Origin of the sequence: Paraburkholderia nodosa DSM 21604 (assembly GCF_000519185.1) — a bacterium.
Lineage (GTDB): Bacteria > Pseudomonadota > Gammaproteobacteria > Burkholderiales > Burkholderiaceae > Paraburkholderia > Paraburkholderia nodosa.
Window position 1 is genome coordinate 144379 of record NZ_JAFA01000005.1, and the last position, 16737, is coordinate 161115.

Genomic DNA, 16737 nt, shown 5'->3' on the forward strand with positions numbered 1-16737 from the left:
GTTGGCGGGATTTGGCGCTCGAATTATCTGAAATCTGACAGAATTCCTTAAGACTAATCTTAGCTAATTTAAGATAAAGCGAGACGATTCTCAGCCGGGTTGCCAGCCGGAAAACGCTCTGTCCGCCGCGTTACAATGCCTCGCGTTTTGCGAGTGCTCGTGAGACCGCAGTGAGTCCGCGCACTCCATCCCGATTCCAGCCCTGCTTTACGGTCCACGCCCATCATGCTCGCCACCGATTCCGATCCCATCGTCGCCATTGCTACTGCGCCCGGACGCGGCGGGATTGGTGTCGTGCGCGTCTCGGCCGGCCGCGCCGGCGCGGCGGCGACTGTCGCGTTGATGCAGGCCCTCACAGGCCAGGAGCTGGTTGCGCGCCATGCGAGCTACGTGCCGTTCCTCGACGGTGCCGGCACGGTGCTCGACCGGGGGATCGCGCTGTCGTTCCCCGCGCCGCATTCGTACACCGGCGAGCACGTACTCGAACTGCAGGGCCACGGCGGCCCGATCGTGCTGCAACTCGTTTTGCAACGCTGCATCGAGGCCGGCCGCGAGTTCGGGCTGCGCCTCGCCGAGCCTGGCGAATTTACGCGGCGCGCTTTCCTCAACGACAAACTCGATCTGGCCCAGGCGGAAGCCGTGGCCGATCTGATCGAGGCGAGCACCGAAGCGGCGGCGCGCTCGGCCGGCCGCTCTCTCGACGGCGCGTTCTCGCGCGACATTCACGCGCTCGTGGACGACGTCGTGACGCTGCGCATGCTCGTGGAGGCGACGCTCGATTTCCCCGAAGAAGAGATCGACTTCCTCGAGGCCGCGGACGCACGCGGCAAGCTCTCACGCATTCGCGATCAGCTCGACCACGTGCTCTCCGAAGCGCGCCAGGGCGCGCTGCTGCGCGAGGGACTTTCGGTCGTGCTCGCGGGACAACCCAACGTGGGCAAGTCGTCGCTGTTGAACGCGCTGGCAGGCGCGGAACTCGCGATCGTGACGCCCGTGGCCGGCACGACGCGCGACAAGATTTCCCAAACCATCCAGGTCGAAGGCATCCCTCTGCATGTGATCGACACGGCAGGTTTGCGCGACACGGAGGACGAGGTCGAGAAGATCGGCATCGAGCGCACGTGGAGCGAGATCGGCCGCGCAGACGTGGTGCTGCATCTGCTCGATGCGCGCACGGGCATGAACGCCGAAGACGAGGTGATCGCCGCGCGCTTTCCCGCCGGCGTGCCGGTCGTGCGCGTGCTGAACAAGACCGACCTGACCGGTGTGCGGCCCGAAGTGGCGAAGCGTCGTGCCGGGAACGGCAGCGAAGTCTGCGAGTTGCGTCTTTCGGCGAAACAGGGCGACGGCGTCGGGCTGCTGCGTGCCGAGTTGCTGCGCATTGCGGGCTGGCAGGCGGACGCGCAAAGCGTCTATCTCGCGCGCGAGCGGCATCTCATCGCGCTGCGTGCGGCGCGCGAGCATCTCGCGCACGCGGCGGCGCACGCCGACCAGAATTCGCAATTGCTCGATCTGTTCGCCGAAGAGCTACGGCTCGCGCAGGAGTCGCTGAATTCGATTACCGGCGAATTCACCTCCGATGACTTGCTGGGCGTGATTTTCAGCCGCTTTTGTATCGGGAAGTAACCCGCGAGCACGCCCCGCCCCATTCTTCTTCAGCCTGGAACAATCCCTTCGAAGCCCGAGGGTTAACCCTCGGCGCCAATCCTCCTAGACTTTCGCTCATCGGATGCAGACAGGTTGTCGCACCGAATCAAAAGCCAAAGGAGGTAGTTAGCATGAAGTCCCTGATCCAGACCGTAGCCGTTGCCGTTGCACTCGTGGTGCCGATGGCATCGTTCGCGCAATCGAATGCGCCCGTGACCCGCGCCCAGGTGCGCGCCGAGCTCGAGCAGCTCGCGAAGGCGGGCTGGCGTCCGGGCGCAGGGGCCGACCCGCACTACCCCGACGATCTTCTCGCAGCCGAAGCCAAGGTAGCCGCCGCGAACGGCGCAACGAGCGGCTACGGCGGCGCGGCAGCCGGCAACTCGGATGCAGGCCGCCCGGCGGTGTCCAAGGCCGACTGGAACGCGATGTATAACCATCCGTAACACGGGAATACTGCTGAAACGCTTGCCATCATCTCCAGCAGGCGTTTCGCATACCTGAACGAATACCTCCGCCGTCGTTGACGCGACGGCTTCGCTCGGGCCTTCTGGCCCGGGCGCTTTTTCCAGCGACCGTCAAGCAAATCGGCGACGCTGCTCAAAAGCAAAGCTTGTTCAGCCTCATCTCAGCGCACTACGAGCTAACTGCCAGGTCATTTAATTCGTAGTGCGACCTATCTTCAAGTTCACAAGCAGGCGATCGTCCTGCGGGCGCCTCAACGCTGCCGCTCGCTAACGCGCCCCGCTCTGCCTCCATAAACGCACAACGGCCGCGGTGTGCGGCTGTAATTTGTGGACACACATCGTTGCTTTTCCAAACCCTTGCCTCGGCGTGGCTCGCCGACAATCAGCGGTATAGGAGAACGACGATGAAAACACTCTTCTGTGTAATTGCTCTGGTTGGCTTGTCGGCCGGCCTCACGGGTTGTGTGGTGGCGCCGCCGTACGCGTACGCGCCTGCGCCGGCCTACGGCTATGGCTATGCGCCGGGCTACTATGCGGCGCCGTCGGTAGATATCGGGGTTGGCGTGGGCGGCTATTACGGCCACGGCTGGCGACGTTAAGGGGACCGTAACAAGCCGTCTGAAAGGTTGATGTCTGACGTATGAACTTGACCTATCCGATGTGATAGCTGGACACGCGCCGCCGCCGAACTAAAGTGGCGGGACAGGTTTTCACAAGACGTTGGACCAGCGCACGGGGGCAACCATGAGATTCATCGACGACGAGATCGCGCATATCACGCGCGTAATGGCGCCCTCGTTATCTGCCGGCACGACGCCGGCTGTCTTTTCATTCGATTACTGGTACGCGCGCCTGTGCGCGTTGCTCGACCTTGCCCAGATTACGCCGTCCCAGTTCCGCACCGTCGACGCGCTCATGGTCCAACTCGAATCGCGCCAGGCTGCCACCGGCGCAGCAGTGCGCGAGGCGCTGGCCGCCTGACTCACCGGTTCACGCGTTTGCTTCGCGAGCGCGCCGCGCCGCGAATTCCCGCTTAACCTCGCCATGTCACCCGAGCATGGATTAGCCCGCGCGAGCGGGCTTTTTTCTTTTCCGGGGCGCTCGCAACGGGCTGGCAGACGTAAAAAGACCGCGGCAGGGGCCGCGGTCAAGAGCTTGCCATCAGGCATCCTACGCGGCGCCGAGGGGTTGTCGCCGCCACACCATTCTCGCGGCTCGCCCAAGGCGCAGCAACGCTTTGCGCCCCGATTTGACAATCCTTAACGTTTCGGCCGACTCGGCGCGCGCTCTTGAAAACGTCGCGCGCCCCCTGCATGTAGAGCCCACTTTTTCGGAGATTCAGATCGTGGGCAGACGACCTTCCTTCATTGACGATCTGGCTCGCGGCGTCCCTCCCGACGGCGCGGGCCAGCGCCTGGGCTTCGACGACGACGCGCTCCTCGACGCCTATTCGCGCACCGTGATCGGCGCGCTGGAGCGCGTGCAGCCGGCCGTCGCGCACATTGCCGTCGAGCGCCGCGCATCGGGCCCGGCCCCCGCGCGCGGCGGCAGCGGCTCGGGCTTCCTGTTCACGCCGGACGGCTACTTGCTGACGAACAGCCACGTCGTGCATGGCGCAAGCAGGCTGAGCGTGACGCTTGCGGACGGCACGACGCAGAGCGCCGACCTCGTCGGCGACGACCCGAGCACGGATCTCGCCGTGCTGCGTATCGGCACGCCAGAGGCGCTGCCGCACGCGCAGCTCGGCGATTCGGCGGGCCTGCGCGTCGGGCAGATCGCGATCGCCGTGGGCAGCCCGCTCGGCCTCGCGCAAACGGTGACGACGGGCGTGGTGTCGGCGCTCGGCCGCTCGCTGCGTTCGGAGTCCGGCCGCATGATCTACGACGTGATCCAGACCGACGCCGCGCTCAATCCGGGCAACTCGGGCGGGCCGCTCATCAATTCGGCGGGTCAGGTGATCGGCGTGAATACGGCGATCATTCCGGGTGCGCAGGCCATCTGCTTCGCCACGGCCATCGACACGGCAAAGTGGGTCATCACGCAGCTCTTCGCGCACGGCCGGGTGCGGCGGGCCTATATCGGCATTGCCGGGACCACGGTGCCGATCGCGCGCAAGGTGCAGCGTTACTTCGGCCTGAGCGCGACCACCGGCGTGCGCGTGATGGAGATCGTCAAGGGCAGTCCCGCTGCGCTCGGCGGCCTGCGCGTGGACGACACGATCGTGACGATCGATGGGGTGCCGGTGGACGGTATCGACACGCTGCAGCGTCTCTTCGACGTTTCGCGCATCGATCGCACGGTGGAAATCGGCGTGATTCGCCTGACGCAGCGACTCAACCTGAGCGTGACGCCCGTCGAGCAGGCGAGCTAGGCGCAAGGAACGACCGAGGTGAAGGGCGGCGCACCGTGGCGTGCGCCGCTTCGTGCATTACCAGCCGCCGCCAGGCTGGGCATAAACCGGCGGTTGCCCGTAGCCGGGCTGCGCGTAGCCGTCGTCATATTGCGGCGGCGGCGCGATCTGGACTGGCGCGCAAGGCACGTAGCGGCCCGAATACTGGTCGTAACACGCTGCGCCGGCCGGGGCGGCGGCATAGACAGGCGCCGGCTGGGCATAAACCGGCGCCGGCTGGGCATACACGGGCGCGGGCTGCACATAGGCCGGCTGTGCCGGGTAGGCCACCGCGGGGCCGCTGTTCAGCACGGCGCCCACCGCGGCGCCAATCAACGCGCCGCCAACCAGCGCGCCCACCACGTCACCGCCGTGATCGTGCGCACTCGCGGGGCCAGCCGCCACCGCACACCCCGCCAGCACCAAAACGGCTGCCATCTTTCGCATGTCGTTCTCCCTGAGAACCTTTGAAAACATGCGAGCGATTGTCAGCCCGATTGCTGGATACAGGTGCTGCAAGTGGTAACGCCGAATTACCGGAAGGTGTGGCTTGCCAGCGCGCGCTGGCCGGGAGCGAATCCCGTCAGCGTGCGTGCTCGCCGTCGTGCGCGTCTGCCTCGTGTGTGCGCGGCGTGCTACCGCGCTGCCCGGCAGGCGGACAGAGAAGGGTGAGCGCGATGGATAACACCATCAGCACGAACAATGCGACGAAGTACGCCATCCAGGAGAACTCGAAATCCACGAGTGCCACCCATGTGCTTCGGCGCGTTCATCCGCGCGATGCGTGCTCCCGCTCAGTGATGCAGGAAGCTGCGTAGCGGATGGCGCCAGTCCATATGATGTCCGTCTCCCGCTTCTACGCGCTGTCGATGTTCCTCGAGGATTTCGTCGGAAAACAGGAAGACGACGATGACAAGGGGGATCACCAGAAACGCGCCCAGTATTACGTGTTCGATCACGATTACCTCCTGGTTGTCAAGCGGTTTGCAATTGCATTGTAGCCAAGACGCGACAGTTTGCCCATTGGGCGCGCACTGAAGCTTGAAAACAATGTTCGCCAACCATCACAAGCCACGAAGAGCAGCCTGCGTGCCCGATTCGCGGGGCCCGGGACGCGCCCCGCGTCAGGGTCGCCGTCGATCCGAATGTGCCGCTTATGTCGCCGACTTTCTCCACGCGGCGGCAAAGAGCCCGGCGCCGATGAGCAGCGTGCCGCCCGTACGATTGACCACGCGTTGCACGCGCGGGCTGCGCACGACTTTGCGCGCCGCCGCCGCGAGCAGCGCATAGGCGAGAGCGTTGAGCGTCGCGAGCACGATGAAGGTGGCCTCGAACACGACGATCTGTGGCGTCATGGCCAGATGCGGATCGATGAACTGCGGCACGAAGGCGACGAAGAAAATGATGCTCTTCGGGTTGAGCGCGGTGACCGCGTACGCATGCGCGAAGATGCGGCCGGTGCGCGTCTCGGAGGTGTCCGGTGCGTCGTCGCCAACGCCAACGGGCGCGCGCCAGAGCTTCACGCCCAGATAGATCAGATAGGCGGCGCCAATCCATTTAAGCACCGAGAACAGCGTGGCGGAAGCCGCGAGGATCACGCCGAGTCCGAGCATGGAGGCGGTCATCGCCGTGAAGTCGCCAAGCGCGACGCCAGCCGTGGTTGCGAGCGCGTAGCGGCGGCCGTGGCCAAGCGCGTAGGAAACGACGAGCAGCACGGTGGGGCCGGGAATGGCTACGAGAATGGCCGACGCGATCGCGAACGGCAGCCAGTGAGCGAAAGTCATGGGGTTCCTCCATTGGGAAGCCCGATTTATCCACGAACTTTTGCGGGATGCAAGCGCGGCGCGCGGCTTCGTTTCGAGAGCTTCCTGTGGCGCCTGGCATTGTTTTTATTCTGTCGCCAATCCATTAATGTTCGCGTCCCCACTTGGCGCCCATGCGACTTTGGGTGCGCCGCGTCATTGGCTGTCCCGCGATCTATTAAGCCGTTTAAATCAAAGCCAGTTCGATTCTTCTATCCCCGCTATAACCGTCTATGCCTTGTTGGATAAGGCGCGGGGCTTTGTAATCGATGCTTCGGAGTGCTGCTGGACGCCTTTTAGTGTCAGGCTGAATGGCATAGCGGCGCTCGACATCATGCTGCGAGCCTCCACGACTATTGCGAGCGCACACAAGTCGGGCTTGCAGTCTTTCGGCAGTTTTCTATGTTTAAAGACGCGGGTATGGCATGAGAGTTAAATACATAGCTAACCTGAGTACAAACCCGCAGGAGGCAATCATGAAAATGCTATCCGGTATGGTCGTCGCGGCGGCCAGCCTCGCTTGCGTCGTTGCGGTTCAGGCTCAGGATGTGAGCGTCAAGGCGCAGCAAACGGTGCAGCTCAAGCCGGGCTCCTATGGCTGCCTCACGAAAGACAAGCTCGACGCCGTCGCGCTTCACGAGCAGGCCGGCGAGCATCAGCAGATGCAGGAATACTTCTCGGGATTCCAGTGTCTGTCCACGCCCGACAACCAGTCGTTCCGCGTCGTACAGGTGGTGGGCCACGACGTCGAATTCGTCAACGCGGCGAATACCGACGAGCAAGGTCTCTGGACCACGGACCGCTTCATCAAGCAGTAAGGCCGCCTCTCCCATCGCGCCTCTCGACATGGCCCGACGCACGTGCGCCGGGCCATCGTGCTTGCCGGGCGCGCGGCCGTGACGTAATGCAACGCGTCGCGCGCCGCTGTCAAACCCCCGTCACTTTCTCGTCAGACCATCCGCATTGCGTCGCGCGCCGCATCGACGCGCGCTGCGCGTCGACTCGACCGGCACATCGCTTGCTAGAAACTTCGCTATCATGTGCGGCTTTCGCGCGACCGGAATTCGGTATGGCACTCAAATCGACCATCTACAAGACAGAACTGCAGATCGCGGACATGGACCGGCACTATTACGCCGACCATGCGCTCACGATCGCGCGCCATCCGTCCGAAACCGACGACCGCATGATGGTCCGCATCGCGGCGTTCGCGCTGTTTGCGGGCGAGCGGCTCGAATTCTGCAAGGGACTCTCCGACACGGACGAGCCTGACCTCTGGTGCAAGGACTACACGGGCGCGATCGAAACGTGGATCGAGGTCGGCCAGCCCGACGAGCGCCGCATTGCCAAGGCAAGCGGCCGTGCGGGCGAAGTCATCGTGATCGCTTACGGCGGGCGCACCTCCGACATCTGGTGGCAAGGCGTGCGCAACAAGGTCGAGCGCCTGCGCAACGTGACGGTCTGGTCGCTGGGCGAGGGCGTCGCCACGTCGCTCGGCGCGCTGGCCGAGCGCACCATGCGCCTGCAATGCACGGTGCAGGACGGCGCGGCGTGGATCGGCAATACGAGCGCCGAGCCAGTGGCAGTCGAATGGAGCGTATTCAAGGCGCCCGAAAACGTGTGAAAGCGGGCTGTGCGCGTTCAGGCGTGCGGCGGCCCCTTGAGTTCCACCATGTTGCCTTCCGGGTCGAACAGATACAGCGACGGCCCCAAACCCTCCGCCCCATAGCGCTCGACGGCATTGCCTGGACGCGCGCCATGCTGCGTCAGATGTGACGCGAGCGCCTCGGCGTCGAACGGCTCCACGCGCAGACAAAGATGATCCATGTTGCCGCTCGCGCCAGCGGGCGGCGCGCCGGAACCCCGGTCGAGCGGGCCGCCGATCGTCACGAGATCGATGAGCGAGCGCCCCGCGCGCAACTGCACGAGGCCGAGATCGCGCTGTTCACGCTCCGGCTGGCAACCGAGTACTTCGCAATAGAAACGCGTCATGGCGGCCATATCGGCGGCCCGGATAACGACGTGATCGATCTCGCGAATCTGGATCCGCATGGCGTCCTCGAGGTCGTGCTGGGATTCTCATGATGAACCTGTGGACGCCGGGCTGCGCAGAAGGCGCGCATTTCAGCGAGACTCGCGAAGCGGAATCGCCGGCAGCAGAACAGTGGGAAGCGGCGGAAAATAGCCGAAAGCGCTGAAGCCGCGGAATTTGCGGGCGCGCCGCGCGGGGGGCGAGTTGACGTAAGGAAACGCTGGACGAAAAAAAGCCCGCTGCTGTGAGCGGGCTTAATCCATATCAGGAGGAGACATGGAGGAGACAGGAACCACTATACCGAGTCGGCTGTCGCGACGCAACAAGTTTTTAAGGGAAAACCCGCAAAGTTGCCATTTTGTCGCACGGGAATCTGCAAGACGCCACCAGGGATTCACCGAAGGCCATAAAAGTACCCGATCATGGCGCATTCACGGCACATGTCGACCGCAATGACAGCGCAAGATCCGGCGCGCCGTCCTCCGTACGCGAAGTTAGAGTAAGGGCATACAGACAGGCACTTCGAGGAGCCCTCAAATGAGCGCCGTTCCTGCAATGAAACCCGCGATGAAACCCGCAAAACCCAGGCAAACGCCAGACAGCGAGTGGACCAACGACGCCGACCGCTGGCAAGCCGTGACGTCGCGAGACGCGCGCGCCGACGGCGCGTTCTTCTACGCCGTGCGCACTACCGGCGTGTTCTGCCGCCCGTCGTGCGCGTCGCGGCTGCCGCGGCGCGAGAACATCGAATTCTTCGCCGAGGCCGACGACGCGCGTGCCGCCGGCTATCGCGAATGCAAGCGTTGCCGCCCGGGCGGCCTGCCGCGCGAACTGGAAATCGTGCGGCGCGCGTGTGCGGCGCTGGACGCCGACCCGCAAGAGCGGCTCACGCTCGCGCAGCTGGGCGAAGCCGTGCATCTCAGCCCGTTTCACCTGCAGCGCCTCTTCAAGCGCGTGCTGGGCGTCTCGCCGCGCCAATACCAGGCGGCGCGGCGCGGGGCCGTGCTACGCGACGCGCTCGGCGAGGGCGCCGACGTCACGCGCGCTAGCGCCGACGCCGGCTTCGGCTCGTCGTCGCGGCTCTATCACAGCGTGCCGGGCGAGCTGGGCATGGCGCCTTCCGTCTACCGCCGCAAGGGCGCCGGCCAGACGATCCACTACGCCGCCACGCCCACGCCGATCGGGCTCGTGCTCATCGCGGCAACGGAAAAGGGCATTTGCCGGATCGCGTTCGGCGACGAAGCCGCGACGCTCACCGCCGCACTCACGGCCGATTTCGCGAACGCGCAGTGCATCGAGGACAAGGCCGCAATCGCGCCGTTCGCCGCGCAGATCGACGCGTATCTGCACGGCCGGCGCGAGCGTTTCGATCTGCCGCTCGACATTGCCGCGACGGCGTTCCAGCAGCGCGTCTGGGACGCGCTCCAGCGCATTCCCTACGGCGAGACGCGCAGCTACTCGCAGATCGCCGAAACGCTCGGCGCGCCGCGCGCGGTGCGGGCCGTGGCGAGTGCGTGCGCGTCGAATCCGGTGGCGCTGGCGATTCCGTGCCATCGCGTCGTGCAGAAGGGCGGCTCGCTCGCGGGTTATCGCTGGGGGCTCGAGCGCAAGGCGGCGCTGATCGACGCCGAAGCGCGCGCCTCGCAAGGTGCGCAAACCGGCGCAAAAAACCCGAAAAGCACCCGATCGACCCCGAACCGCGCCAACACGCCGGAGACCGCCACTTGAGCGCTATCGCCTCGCAACCCGAAGCACAAACCGAGGCGCCGACGCACCGCGCCACACTCGAACTGCCGTTTCGCGCGCCCTACGACTGGCCACGCGTGCTGCGCTTCTTCAGCGGCCGCGCCACGCCGGGCGTCGAGGCGGTGGAGGACGGCGCGTGGCTGCGTGCAATCGATTTCAACGGCGCGAGCGGCACGCTCGCCGTGCGCCGCCACGCGCGCAAGCATTGCCTCGTCGTGCAGATCGACGGGCCCGTGAGCGCGCATGCGGCGGCGCTCGCCGCGCCGCTCTCGCGCATGTTCGACCTGCAGGCCGATCCCGCCGCCGTCGCCGCCCATCTGCGCAGCGACCCGTGGCTTGCACCGCTCGTCGCGGCCGTTCCGGGGCTTCGCGTGCCCGGCGCGTGGTCGGGCTTCGAGCTCGTGGTGCGCGCGATCGTCGGCCAGCAGGTCAGCGTGAAGGCGGCGACGACGATCATCGGGCGCCTCGTCGAACGCGTAGGCAAGCGCATCGACGACCATGCGCACGCGCGCACCGCGTGGCGCTTTCCGACGCCCGCCGCGCTCGCCGCCGCCGATCTCGCGGGCATCGGCATGCCGGGCAAGCGCGTCGCCGCGCTGCAGGGCTTCGCGCAGGCCGTGGCGAGCGGCGCGGTGATCATCGAACGCGACTACGCGCAGAAGGATCAAAACAAGCCGCGCGGCAAGCGTCAAAGCAGACAAATCGACGCTATCGCACCCGAACCCGCCGGCCTCGACGCCATGCGCGCCGCGCTGCTCGCGCTGCCTGGCATCGGACCGTGGACCGTGGAATACGTCGCGATGCGCGCATGGCGCGACGCGAACGCGTGGCCCGCGACCGATCTCGTGCTCATGCAGGCCATCGCGGCGCGCGACCCGGCGCTCGTGCGCGCGACCCAGCAGCGCACCCGCACTGACACATGGAGCCCCTGGCGCGCATACGCGGCCATGCATTTGTGGAACGAAATCGCCGATCGCGCGGGCGCGGCGCGCGGCGGCTAGGGCAGCGGAAGGCAGCGGCAGGGAACGGGGTGCCATCACCGCGAGAAGCACGCGCCGACAGGCCAAAACCCCGCCCGAGGCAGGCCCAAGCAGGTCTTTCGGCGAGATGTTAAAGTGCCCGCTACCGAAAAGAATCCCGGCCGGCGAGTGTTAGCAGCACTGCGCGCAGCACTGCACCGCCGGCCCGAGCCCGACTTGCCCCAATGTCAGACACGACCTCTACACGCACGAACGACGTTCTCGCGCAGCGCCTTTCTGTGCTGGGCGACGGGCCACATCGCGGCGCGCTCACGCGCGGTCTGCGCGGCATCGAGAAGGAGAGCCTGCGCGTGACGCGCGACGGCCGCCTCGCCATGACGCCGCACGCGGCAGCGCTCGGTTCGGCGCTCACGCATCCGTCGCTGACCACCGACTATTCGGAAGCGCTGATCGAGATCATCACGCCCGCCGAGCCCGACGCGTCGATCACGCTCGCGAAGCTCGACGAGCTGCATCGCTACGTCTATGCGGTACTCGCGCGGGACGGCGAGATGCTCTGGAACGAATCGATGCCGGGCCTCCTGCCCGACACCGACGACGGCATTCCCATCGCGCGCTATGGCAGCTCGAACATCGGCCGCCTCAAGTACGTGTACCGCATGGGCCTCGCGTTGCGCTACGGCCGCACGATGCAGTGCATTGCCGGCATCCACTACAACTATTCGCTGAGCGACGAAGTGTGGCGCGTGTTGCATGCGCATCATCAGTCCACGGCCTCGTTCACCGACTATCAGTCGGAGCGCTACCTCGCGCTGATCCGCAATTTCCGCCGCACGAACTGGCTGCTCATGTATCTGTTCGGCGCTTCGCCCGCGCTCGACGCACGCTTCCTGCGCGGCCGCGAGCACAAGCTCGAAGCGTTCGACGCCGACACGCTCTATCTGCCGTACGCAACGAGCCTGCGCATGAGCGATCTCGGCTACTCGAACACGACGGGCCAGTCCGCCTTGCGCGCCGACTACGACACGCTGGCAGGCTATCTCGACGCGCTCGCGCAGGCCGTGAGCCAGCCGTATCCGCCCTACGAGGCGATCGGCACGCATCGCGACGGCGAGTGGGTGCAGATCAACACGAACGTGCTGCAGATCGAGAACGAGTTCTACTCAACGATTCGCCCCAAGCGCGTCACGCATCCGGGCGAGCGGCCGCTGCATGCGCTCGCCGCGCGCGGTGTGCAGTACGTCGAGGTGCGCTGCATGGACATCGATCCGTTCGAGCCGACCGGCATCTCGCTCGAAACCGCACGGTTTCTCGACGCCTACCTGCTCGCCTGCGCGCTCGATGAAAGCCCGTTCCTGCCTGCCGACGCCTACGCCGAATCCAATGAAAACTTTGGCCTGGTGACGAAAGAAGGGCGCCGCCCGGGTCTCGCGCTCAAGCGCGACGGCAAGGACGTGGCGATGCACGAGTGGGCCGAAGCGCTGTTCGAAAAGATCGGCCACGCAGCCGCCGTACTCGACGCGGAGCACGGCAGCGACGCGCATACGCGCTCGCTCGCGGCACAACGCGCGAAGCTGGCCGACCCGTCGCTCACGCCGTCGGCGCGCGTGCTGCAAACCATGCGCGATAGCAAGCAGTCCTTCCTGCAATTTGCACGCGCACAAAGCGAGCACCACGCGGCGCAATTCCTCGCGCGTCCGCTCGATGCCGCAGCTACGGCCGAGTTCGAAACGCTCGCGCGCGAATCGCTCGCCGAGCAGGCGCAACTCGAGCACGACGAAGTCGGCTCGTTCGACGCGTTCGTCGCCGCCTATCGCGCTTATACGCTCAATCGCTTCAGCGTCTGAGCCGCGTGCCGGTGCGCCGCTGCGGCGCGCCCCATCCCATCGAGGTTTGTCCCGGGCACCGCATTTGCGCGCAACGTCAGCGTGCAGATGCGGTCCAACCAGGGTAGGCGCCGCGTTACCGAACCGCGCGGACGAGCGCGCCGGACGAACGAAGCTGAAAACACCAAAAATGCACGGGCCGCGCGCAATACGGCTCACTCTGGGAGGAATCCACGCGATGAAACGAATTCTTGCGATCCTGCTGTGCGCGACGGCTGCGGCCTGCGCGTCGCGCGGGCAGGTCAATCCCGACGTCATGCAGATCGCAACCGCGCCGCTCACCTGTTCGAACAAGGCGGAATGCGATCTCTGGTGGCAACGCGCCCAGGACTGGGTGCGCAGTCATTCGAAGTACGAAGTGCAAACCGTGACCGACACGCTGATCCAGACGTCGGGCCCGGGCGGCGGCCGGCGTCTGCTCGCCTATGAAATCACGAAGTCCGCCAACAACGACGGCACGGCCACGATCGGCTTCGCCGCGCATTGCGACAGTTCGCTCGGCTGCAAGCCCAACCCGTGGTCGGCGGGCGCGGCGTTCAAGCAGTACGTGCGAACCGGCGTCGATGCGCCGATTCCCGGCGACACGACCACGGGCGCAGGTGGCGACACGGCTGGCGTGAGCGGCGCAGCCGTGGCCGAGCCGGCTTCGAGCGCGCATTGATCGCTGATGCCCGATTTTGGGCATTGTCTGATTGAGGGAGGGATTGAGGAGCCCGTATCTTGGGCTCGATTCGGCCTGCGTGGTCTGGGCCGTTCATCCTCATCCACAACTCGAATCGACAATGAAATTGCGCCTTCTGTCTGCCAGTGCCGCGGCTGCCGTCATCGCCGCCGCCGCTGGCTGTACCACCGCCTCAGGCCCCACCCACAATCTCGACATCGTCACGCTCGCTAACGGCTCGCAGGCGTACCGCGTGCAATGTCTCGGCCTGTTCGAAAGCTCCAGAACCTGTATGAAAAAGGTCAGCGAGATCTGCGGCAGCAAGACGCCGCTGCGCGTCTCATCGGTGGATCGCGCCGTTTCCGGCCTCAAGCCGGAAGACGACCCGCGTGAAATCACGTTCATCTGCCAGTCGCCACAGGCGCCGGTCCCGTCGCCCGCCCCGGCGCCGATCGGCGAGACGCCGCCCCAGGTTCAGCCGCGCACGATCACGCTGAACGCCGACGCCAACTTCGCGTTCGACAAGGCCGAGCTGCTGCCCGACGGCAAGCGCACGCTCGACCAGTTCGTCAGGGAAAGCGACGGTGCGAACATCGGTACGGTCGTGATCGACGGCCACACCGACTCGGTCGGCTCGAAGGCGTATAACGATCGCCTCTCGCTGCGCCGCGCCGAGGCCGTTCGCAGCTATCTCCAGTCGCGTGGCCTCCACGCTGGCCAGTACGAAGTGCACGGTTACGACTTCTCGAGGCCCATCGCGTCGAATGCCACGCCAGAAGGCCGCGCAAAGAACCGTCGCGTCGAGATCCAGACAAGCGGCATCACACTGCGCCAGTAACGCAGCGCAACGCGCACCCGGTCGCCCGCGGCGTCGCTCGGGCGGCCTTTCTCGGGACCGTCAATGACCCATTGCCGGTCCCGCGCCTTTTTTCGGCTTCGTCACCCATACCAGCAGGGCCAGCACGACAAACATCACGCAGGAAATGCGGAAGAAGTCGTTGGTGGCCATCATGTAGCCTTGCGTCGTCACGACGTCGTTGAGCTTGGCCGTCAGGCTTTGACCCGCGAAACCGAGGTTCGCGAGCGCGTCCTTGTAGGCGACGGTGTTCGGCGAGTACTGGGTCACCGATTCCGAGAGCACGGCATGGTGATAGATCGCGGCGTCTTCCCAGAACGTCGTGCTCACCGCCGTGCCGATCGCACCCGAAAGCGTACGCAGAAAGTTCGAGAGGCCCGCGGCGCTCGCGAGCCGCTCGTCGGGAATGCTCGAGAGCGTAATGGTCGTCATCGGCACGAAGAAGCAGGCCACGCCGATACCCTGCACGAGACGCGGCAGGATCACGTGGTCGAACGGCACGTCGAGTGTGAACGTCGAGTTCCAGAGCGAGACGATCGCGAACACGACAAAGGCGAAGCTCGCGACCATGCGCAGATCGAGCCGGTGCATGTTGCGCCCGATGAGCGGCGAGAGCACGAGCGCGAGCAGGCCCACCGGCGCGGTGGCCAGACCCGCGAGGCCCGCCGTGTAGCCCATGACGGTCTGCAGCCAGAGCGGGAAGATCACCACCGAGCCAAAGAAGGCCATGAAGCCGAACGAGATGATCATCGCGCCGAGCGCGAAATTGCGGTCGCGAAAGAGCGAGAGGTCGACCACGGGTTCTTTTTCCGTCGCCTCCCACGCGAGCATGAACGCGAGCGCGACCACCGCGATGATGGCGAGCGTGACGATGAACGTCGAGTTGAACCAGTCGCGGTCCTTGCCGAGGTCGAGCGTCATCTGCAGGCACGACACGCCGATCACGAGGAGCGCGAGGCCCACGGCGTCGATGCGCTGCTTCGTCGTCTTCGTCTCGCGGCCGCGCAGCAACAGGTACGCGCAGATGCCCGAAAAGACGCCGATCGGCACGTTGATATAGAAGATCCACGGCCACGTGTAGTTGTCGGTGATCCAGCCGCCCATCACCGGTCCGAAGATGGGCGCGACGATCACGGTCATCGCCCAGAGCCCGAGCGCGAGGCCGCGTTTCGCAGGCGGGTAGGAGCGCATGAGGATGGTCTGCGAAAGCGGGACCATCGGCCCGGAAACGAGCCCTTGCACGAGACGGAACGCAATGAGCGTTTCGAAGTTGGTGGCGAAGCCGCAAGCGGCCGAGGCCAGCGTGAACAGCAGCACGGAGAGCGTGAAGAGGCGCACTTCGCCTACGCGGCGCGCGAGCCATCCGGTGAGCGGCACGGCGATCGCCGAGGCGACCGAATACGAGGAGATGACCCACGTGCCTTCGCTGTTGGCGACACCCAGGTTTCCCGAGATGGTCGGCACCGCCACGTTGGCGATCGAGGTGTCCAGCACCTCCATGAAGGTCCCGAGCGCGAGCCCGACTGTGAGGAGCGCGAGCGTGCCGCCGGAAAACGGTGCGGGTTCGGCCTGCGCGGGCACCGCGGGAGAAGCTGCCATGTTCCGTGTCCTTGTTGGGTCGGCCGTTGCCGCTGCCCCCGGGGAGCCGCGCACGGCAGCCTGCTATTTCGTGTCTGTGCATTTTCTGCCCAGACAGTGATTGGATCAAACTACGCCATGTGTTGCGCTGCCGCGCAGCGTGCGGCGTTGCTAGTCGCCGTCTTCCTGCGCCGGCGCTTGTGCGTCCTTGCCGGTGCCGTCCATCGATCCGCAGAGCGGTGTGGTCGAGCCGTCATTGGCGATGAAGCGCTGCAGCAAATGAACCAGCGTCGCGACTTCTTCGGGCGCGAAGCCGCGCAGCTGCTCGGACATCTCCGCGGCGATCAGGTCGGGCAATTGCTGCGCCGCCGTGCGCCCCTGCTCCGTCAGTGCGAGTTCCACGACCCGGCGGTCCGCCTGGCTGCGCTGCCGCTCGAGAAAGCCCTTTTTCTCCAGCCGGTCGAGCATGCGCGTCATGGAGCCGGTGTCGTACGAGAGCGCGCGCGACATCTCATTCGGCGTGCTGGCGCGCTCGAACCACAATAAAAGGATCACACCAATCTGCGAGGATGTCAGTCCAAGCGGCGCAACCGCACGGTCGATACGCCCGGCCAGCACGTTGCGCGCGGTCGAAAGGAAATAGCCGAGACTTGGCTCGACGCCCAGACTGGCCGGGACGAAAGGACCATCGCTCAT

At 65.6% G+C, this 16737-nt stretch carries 19 protein-coding genes; 12 read left to right on the top strand and 7 right to left on the bottom strand.

Annotated features, from left to right (window positions below):
* The first annotated feature begins 225 nt into the window (after positions 1 to 225).
* The 5 genes from mnmE to A3CW_RS0108925 all read left to right on the top strand — a co-directional run bounded on the left by mnmE (position 226) and on the right by A3CW_RS0108925 (position 4482).
* Positions 226 to 1626 (top strand): tRNA uridine-5-carboxymethylaminomethyl(34) synthesis GTPase MnmE, encoded by a 1401-nt coding sequence (mnmE, locus tag A3CW_RS0108905; protein WP_028203245.1) that lies wholly within the window; start codon positions 226 to 228, stop codon positions 1624 to 1626.
* A gap of 152 nt (positions 1627 to 1778) precedes the next feature.
* Entirely contained in the window at positions 1779 to 2090 is a 312-nt protein-coding gene (locus A3CW_RS0108910) for a DUF4148 domain-containing protein (protein ID WP_028203246.1), read from the top strand.
* Between the two features lie 425 nt (positions 2091 to 2515).
* Positions 2516 to 2710, top strand: coding sequence for a hypothetical protein (locus A3CW_RS0108915; protein WP_028203247.1), 195 nt, complete (start codon positions 2516 to 2518; stop codon positions 2708 to 2710).
* A 145-nt stretch (positions 2711 to 2855) separates the two neighbouring features.
* Positions 2856 to 3092, top strand: a complete 237-nt coding sequence (locus A3CW_RS45730) for a hypothetical protein (protein WP_051481332.1) — start codon at positions 2856 to 2858, stop codon at positions 3090 to 3092.
* Between the two features lie 364 nt (positions 3093 to 3456).
* A complete protein-coding gene (locus A3CW_RS0108925; RefSeq protein ID WP_028203248.1) occupies positions 3457 to 4482 on the top strand; it encodes a S1C family serine protease in 1026 nt (341 codons plus the stop codon).
* A gap of 57 nt (positions 4483 to 4539) precedes the next feature.
* Here A3CW_RS0108925 and A3CW_RS0108930 read toward each other — a convergent pair whose 3' ends face one another.
* The 4 genes from A3CW_RS0108930 to A3CW_RS0108945 form a co-directional block, all read right to left on the bottom strand.
* The gene (locus A3CW_RS0108930; protein WP_028203249.1) at positions 4540 to 4947 is read right to left on the bottom strand and encodes a hypothetical protein; all 408 of its coding nucleotides are present in this window, start codon (positions 4945 to 4947) and stop codon (positions 4540 to 4542) included.
* A 136-nt stretch (positions 4948 to 5083) separates the two neighbouring features.
* Positions 5084 to 5251 (bottom strand): hypothetical protein, encoded by a 168-nt coding sequence (locus A3CW_RS52280; protein WP_154677890.1) that lies wholly within the window; start codon positions 5249 to 5251, stop codon positions 5084 to 5086.
* Between the two features lie 43 nt (positions 5252 to 5294).
* The gene (locus tag A3CW_RS53260) at positions 5295 to 5459 is read right to left on the bottom strand and encodes a hypothetical protein (protein WP_167334410.1); all 165 of its coding nucleotides are present in this window, start codon (positions 5457 to 5459) and stop codon (positions 5295 to 5297) included.
* 195 nt (positions 5460 to 5654) lie between these two features.
* Positions 5655 to 6284 carry a LysE family translocator gene (locus A3CW_RS0108945; RefSeq protein WP_028203250.1) on the bottom strand — a complete coding sequence of 210 codons (630 nt, stop codon included), beginning with the start codon at positions 6282 to 6284 and terminating at the stop codon, positions 5655 to 5657.
* 494 nt (positions 6285 to 6778) lie between these two features.
* Here A3CW_RS0108945 and sap1 point away from each other — a divergent pair, with 494 nt between their 5' ends.
* Positions 6779 to 7120 (top strand): surface attachment protein Sap1, encoded by a 342-nt coding sequence (gene sap1, locus A3CW_RS0108950; protein WP_028203251.1) that lies wholly within the window; start codon positions 6779 to 6781, stop codon positions 7118 to 7120.
* A gap of 251 nt (positions 7121 to 7371) precedes the next feature.
* The gene (locus tag A3CW_RS0108955; RefSeq protein ID WP_028203252.1) at positions 7372 to 7926 is read left to right on the top strand and encodes a YaeQ family protein; all 555 of its coding nucleotides are present in this window, start codon (positions 7372 to 7374) and stop codon (positions 7924 to 7926) included.
* A gap of 17 nt (positions 7927 to 7943) precedes the next feature.
* Here A3CW_RS0108955 and A3CW_RS0108960 read toward each other — a convergent pair whose 3' ends face one another.
* Positions 7944 to 8354, bottom strand: coding sequence for a VOC family protein (locus A3CW_RS0108960; RefSeq protein ID WP_028203253.1), 411 nt, complete (start codon positions 8352 to 8354; stop codon positions 7944 to 7946).
* A 547-nt stretch (positions 8355 to 8901) separates the two neighbouring features.
* Between A3CW_RS0108960 and ada the strand changes: the two genes are divergently transcribed.
* The 5 genes from ada to A3CW_RS0108990 all read left to right on the top strand — a co-directional run bounded on the left by ada (position 8902) and on the right by A3CW_RS0108990 (position 14445).
* Positions 8902 to 10062: a bifunctional DNA-binding transcriptional regulator/O6-methylguanine-DNA methyltransferase Ada gene (gene ada / locus A3CW_RS45740; protein ID WP_035512628.1), complete on the top strand. Its 1161-nt coding sequence runs from the start codon at positions 8902 to 8904 to the stop codon at positions 10060 to 10062.
* On the top strand, positions 10059 to 11081 hold the full coding sequence (locus A3CW_RS0108975) for a DNA-3-methyladenine glycosylase family protein (protein WP_407669722.1): 1023 nt from the start codon (positions 10059 to 10061) through the stop codon (positions 11079 to 11081). Before ada ends, A3CW_RS0108975 begins: the two co-directional genes overlap by 4 nt.
* A gap of 203 nt (positions 11082 to 11284) precedes the next feature.
* Positions 11285 to 12907 carry a glutamate--cysteine ligase gene (gene gshA, locus A3CW_RS0108980; RefSeq protein ID WP_028203255.1) on the top strand — a complete coding sequence of 541 codons (1623 nt, stop codon included), beginning with the start codon at positions 11285 to 11287 and terminating at the stop codon, positions 12905 to 12907.
* A 217-nt stretch (positions 12908 to 13124) separates the two neighbouring features.
* Positions 13125 to 13607: a hypothetical protein gene (locus A3CW_RS0108985; protein ID WP_028203256.1), complete on the top strand. Its 483-nt coding sequence runs from the start codon at positions 13125 to 13127 to the stop codon at positions 13605 to 13607.
* Positions 13608 to 13728: 121 nt separating this feature from the next.
* Positions 13729 to 14445, top strand: a complete 717-nt coding sequence (locus tag A3CW_RS0108990; RefSeq protein ID WP_028203257.1) for an OmpA family protein — start codon at positions 13729 to 13731, stop codon at positions 14443 to 14445.
* Positions 14446 to 14505: 60 nt separating this feature from the next.
* Here A3CW_RS0108990 and A3CW_RS0108995 read toward each other — a convergent pair whose 3' ends face one another.
* Together A3CW_RS0108995 and A3CW_RS0109000 are read right to left on the bottom strand one after the other, a co-directional pair.
* The gene (locus tag A3CW_RS0108995; protein ID WP_028203258.1) at positions 14506 to 16062 is read right to left on the bottom strand and encodes a DHA2 family efflux MFS transporter permease subunit; all 1557 of its coding nucleotides are present in this window, start codon (positions 16060 to 16062) and stop codon (positions 14506 to 14508) included.
* A 150-nt stretch (positions 16063 to 16212) separates the two neighbouring features.
* Complete coding sequence (locus tag A3CW_RS0109000; protein ID WP_028203259.1) at positions 16213 to 16737, bottom strand: MarR family winged helix-turn-helix transcriptional regulator; 525 nt, start codon at positions 16735 to 16737, stop codon at positions 16213 to 16215.

Coding starts and splice junctions, on each gene's coding strand:
- mnmE (WP_028203245.1), top strand. CDS start 226: ATGCTCGCCACCGATTCCGATCCCATCGTCGCCATTGCTACTGCGCCC.
- A3CW_RS0108910 (WP_028203246.1), top strand. CDS start 1,779: ATGAAGTCCCTGATCCAGACCGTAGCCGTTGCCGTTGCACTCGTGGTG.
- A3CW_RS0108915 (WP_028203247.1), top strand. CDS start 2,516: ATGAAAACACTCTTCTGTGTAATTGCTCTGGTTGGCTTGTCGGCCGGC.
- A3CW_RS45730 (WP_051481332.1), top strand. CDS start 2,856: ATGAGATTCATCGACGACGAGATCGCGCATATCACGCGCGTAATGGCG.
- A3CW_RS0108930 (WP_028203249.1), bottom strand. CDS start 4,947: ATGCGAAAGATGGCAGCCGTTTTGGTGCTGGCGGGGTGTGCGGTGGCG.
- A3CW_RS0108945 (WP_028203250.1), bottom strand. CDS start 6,284: ATGACTTTCGCTCACTGGCTGCCGTTCGCGATCGCGTCGGCCATTCTC.
- sap1 (WP_028203251.1), top strand. CDS start 6,779: ATGAAAATGCTATCCGGTATGGTCGTCGCGGCGGCCAGCCTCGCTTGC.
- A3CW_RS0108955 (WP_028203252.1), top strand. CDS start 7,372: ATGGCACTCAAATCGACCATCTACAAGACAGAACTGCAGATCGCGGAC.
- A3CW_RS0108960 (WP_028203253.1), bottom strand. CDS start 8,354: ATGCGGATCCAGATTCGCGAGATCGATCACGTCGTTATCCGGGCCGCC.
- ada (WP_035512628.1), top strand. CDS start 8,902: ATGAAACCCGCAAAACCCAGGCAAACGCCAGACAGCGAGTGGACCAAC.
- gshA (WP_028203255.1), top strand. CDS start 11,285: ATGTCAGACACGACCTCTACACGCACGAACGACGTTCTCGCGCAGCGC.
- A3CW_RS0108985 (WP_028203256.1), top strand. CDS start 13,125: ATGAAACGAATTCTTGCGATCCTGCTGTGCGCGACGGCTGCGGCCTGC.
- A3CW_RS0108990 (WP_028203257.1), top strand. CDS start 13,729: ATGAAATTGCGCCTTCTGTCTGCCAGTGCCGCGGCTGCCGTCATCGCC.
- A3CW_RS0108995 (WP_028203258.1), bottom strand. CDS start 16,062: ATGGCAGCTTCTCCCGCGGTGCCCGCGCAGGCCGAACCCGCACCGTTT.
- A3CW_RS0109000 (WP_028203259.1), bottom strand. CDS start 16,737: ATGAGCGATGGTCCTTTCGTCCCGGCCAGTCTGGGCGTCGAGCCAAGT.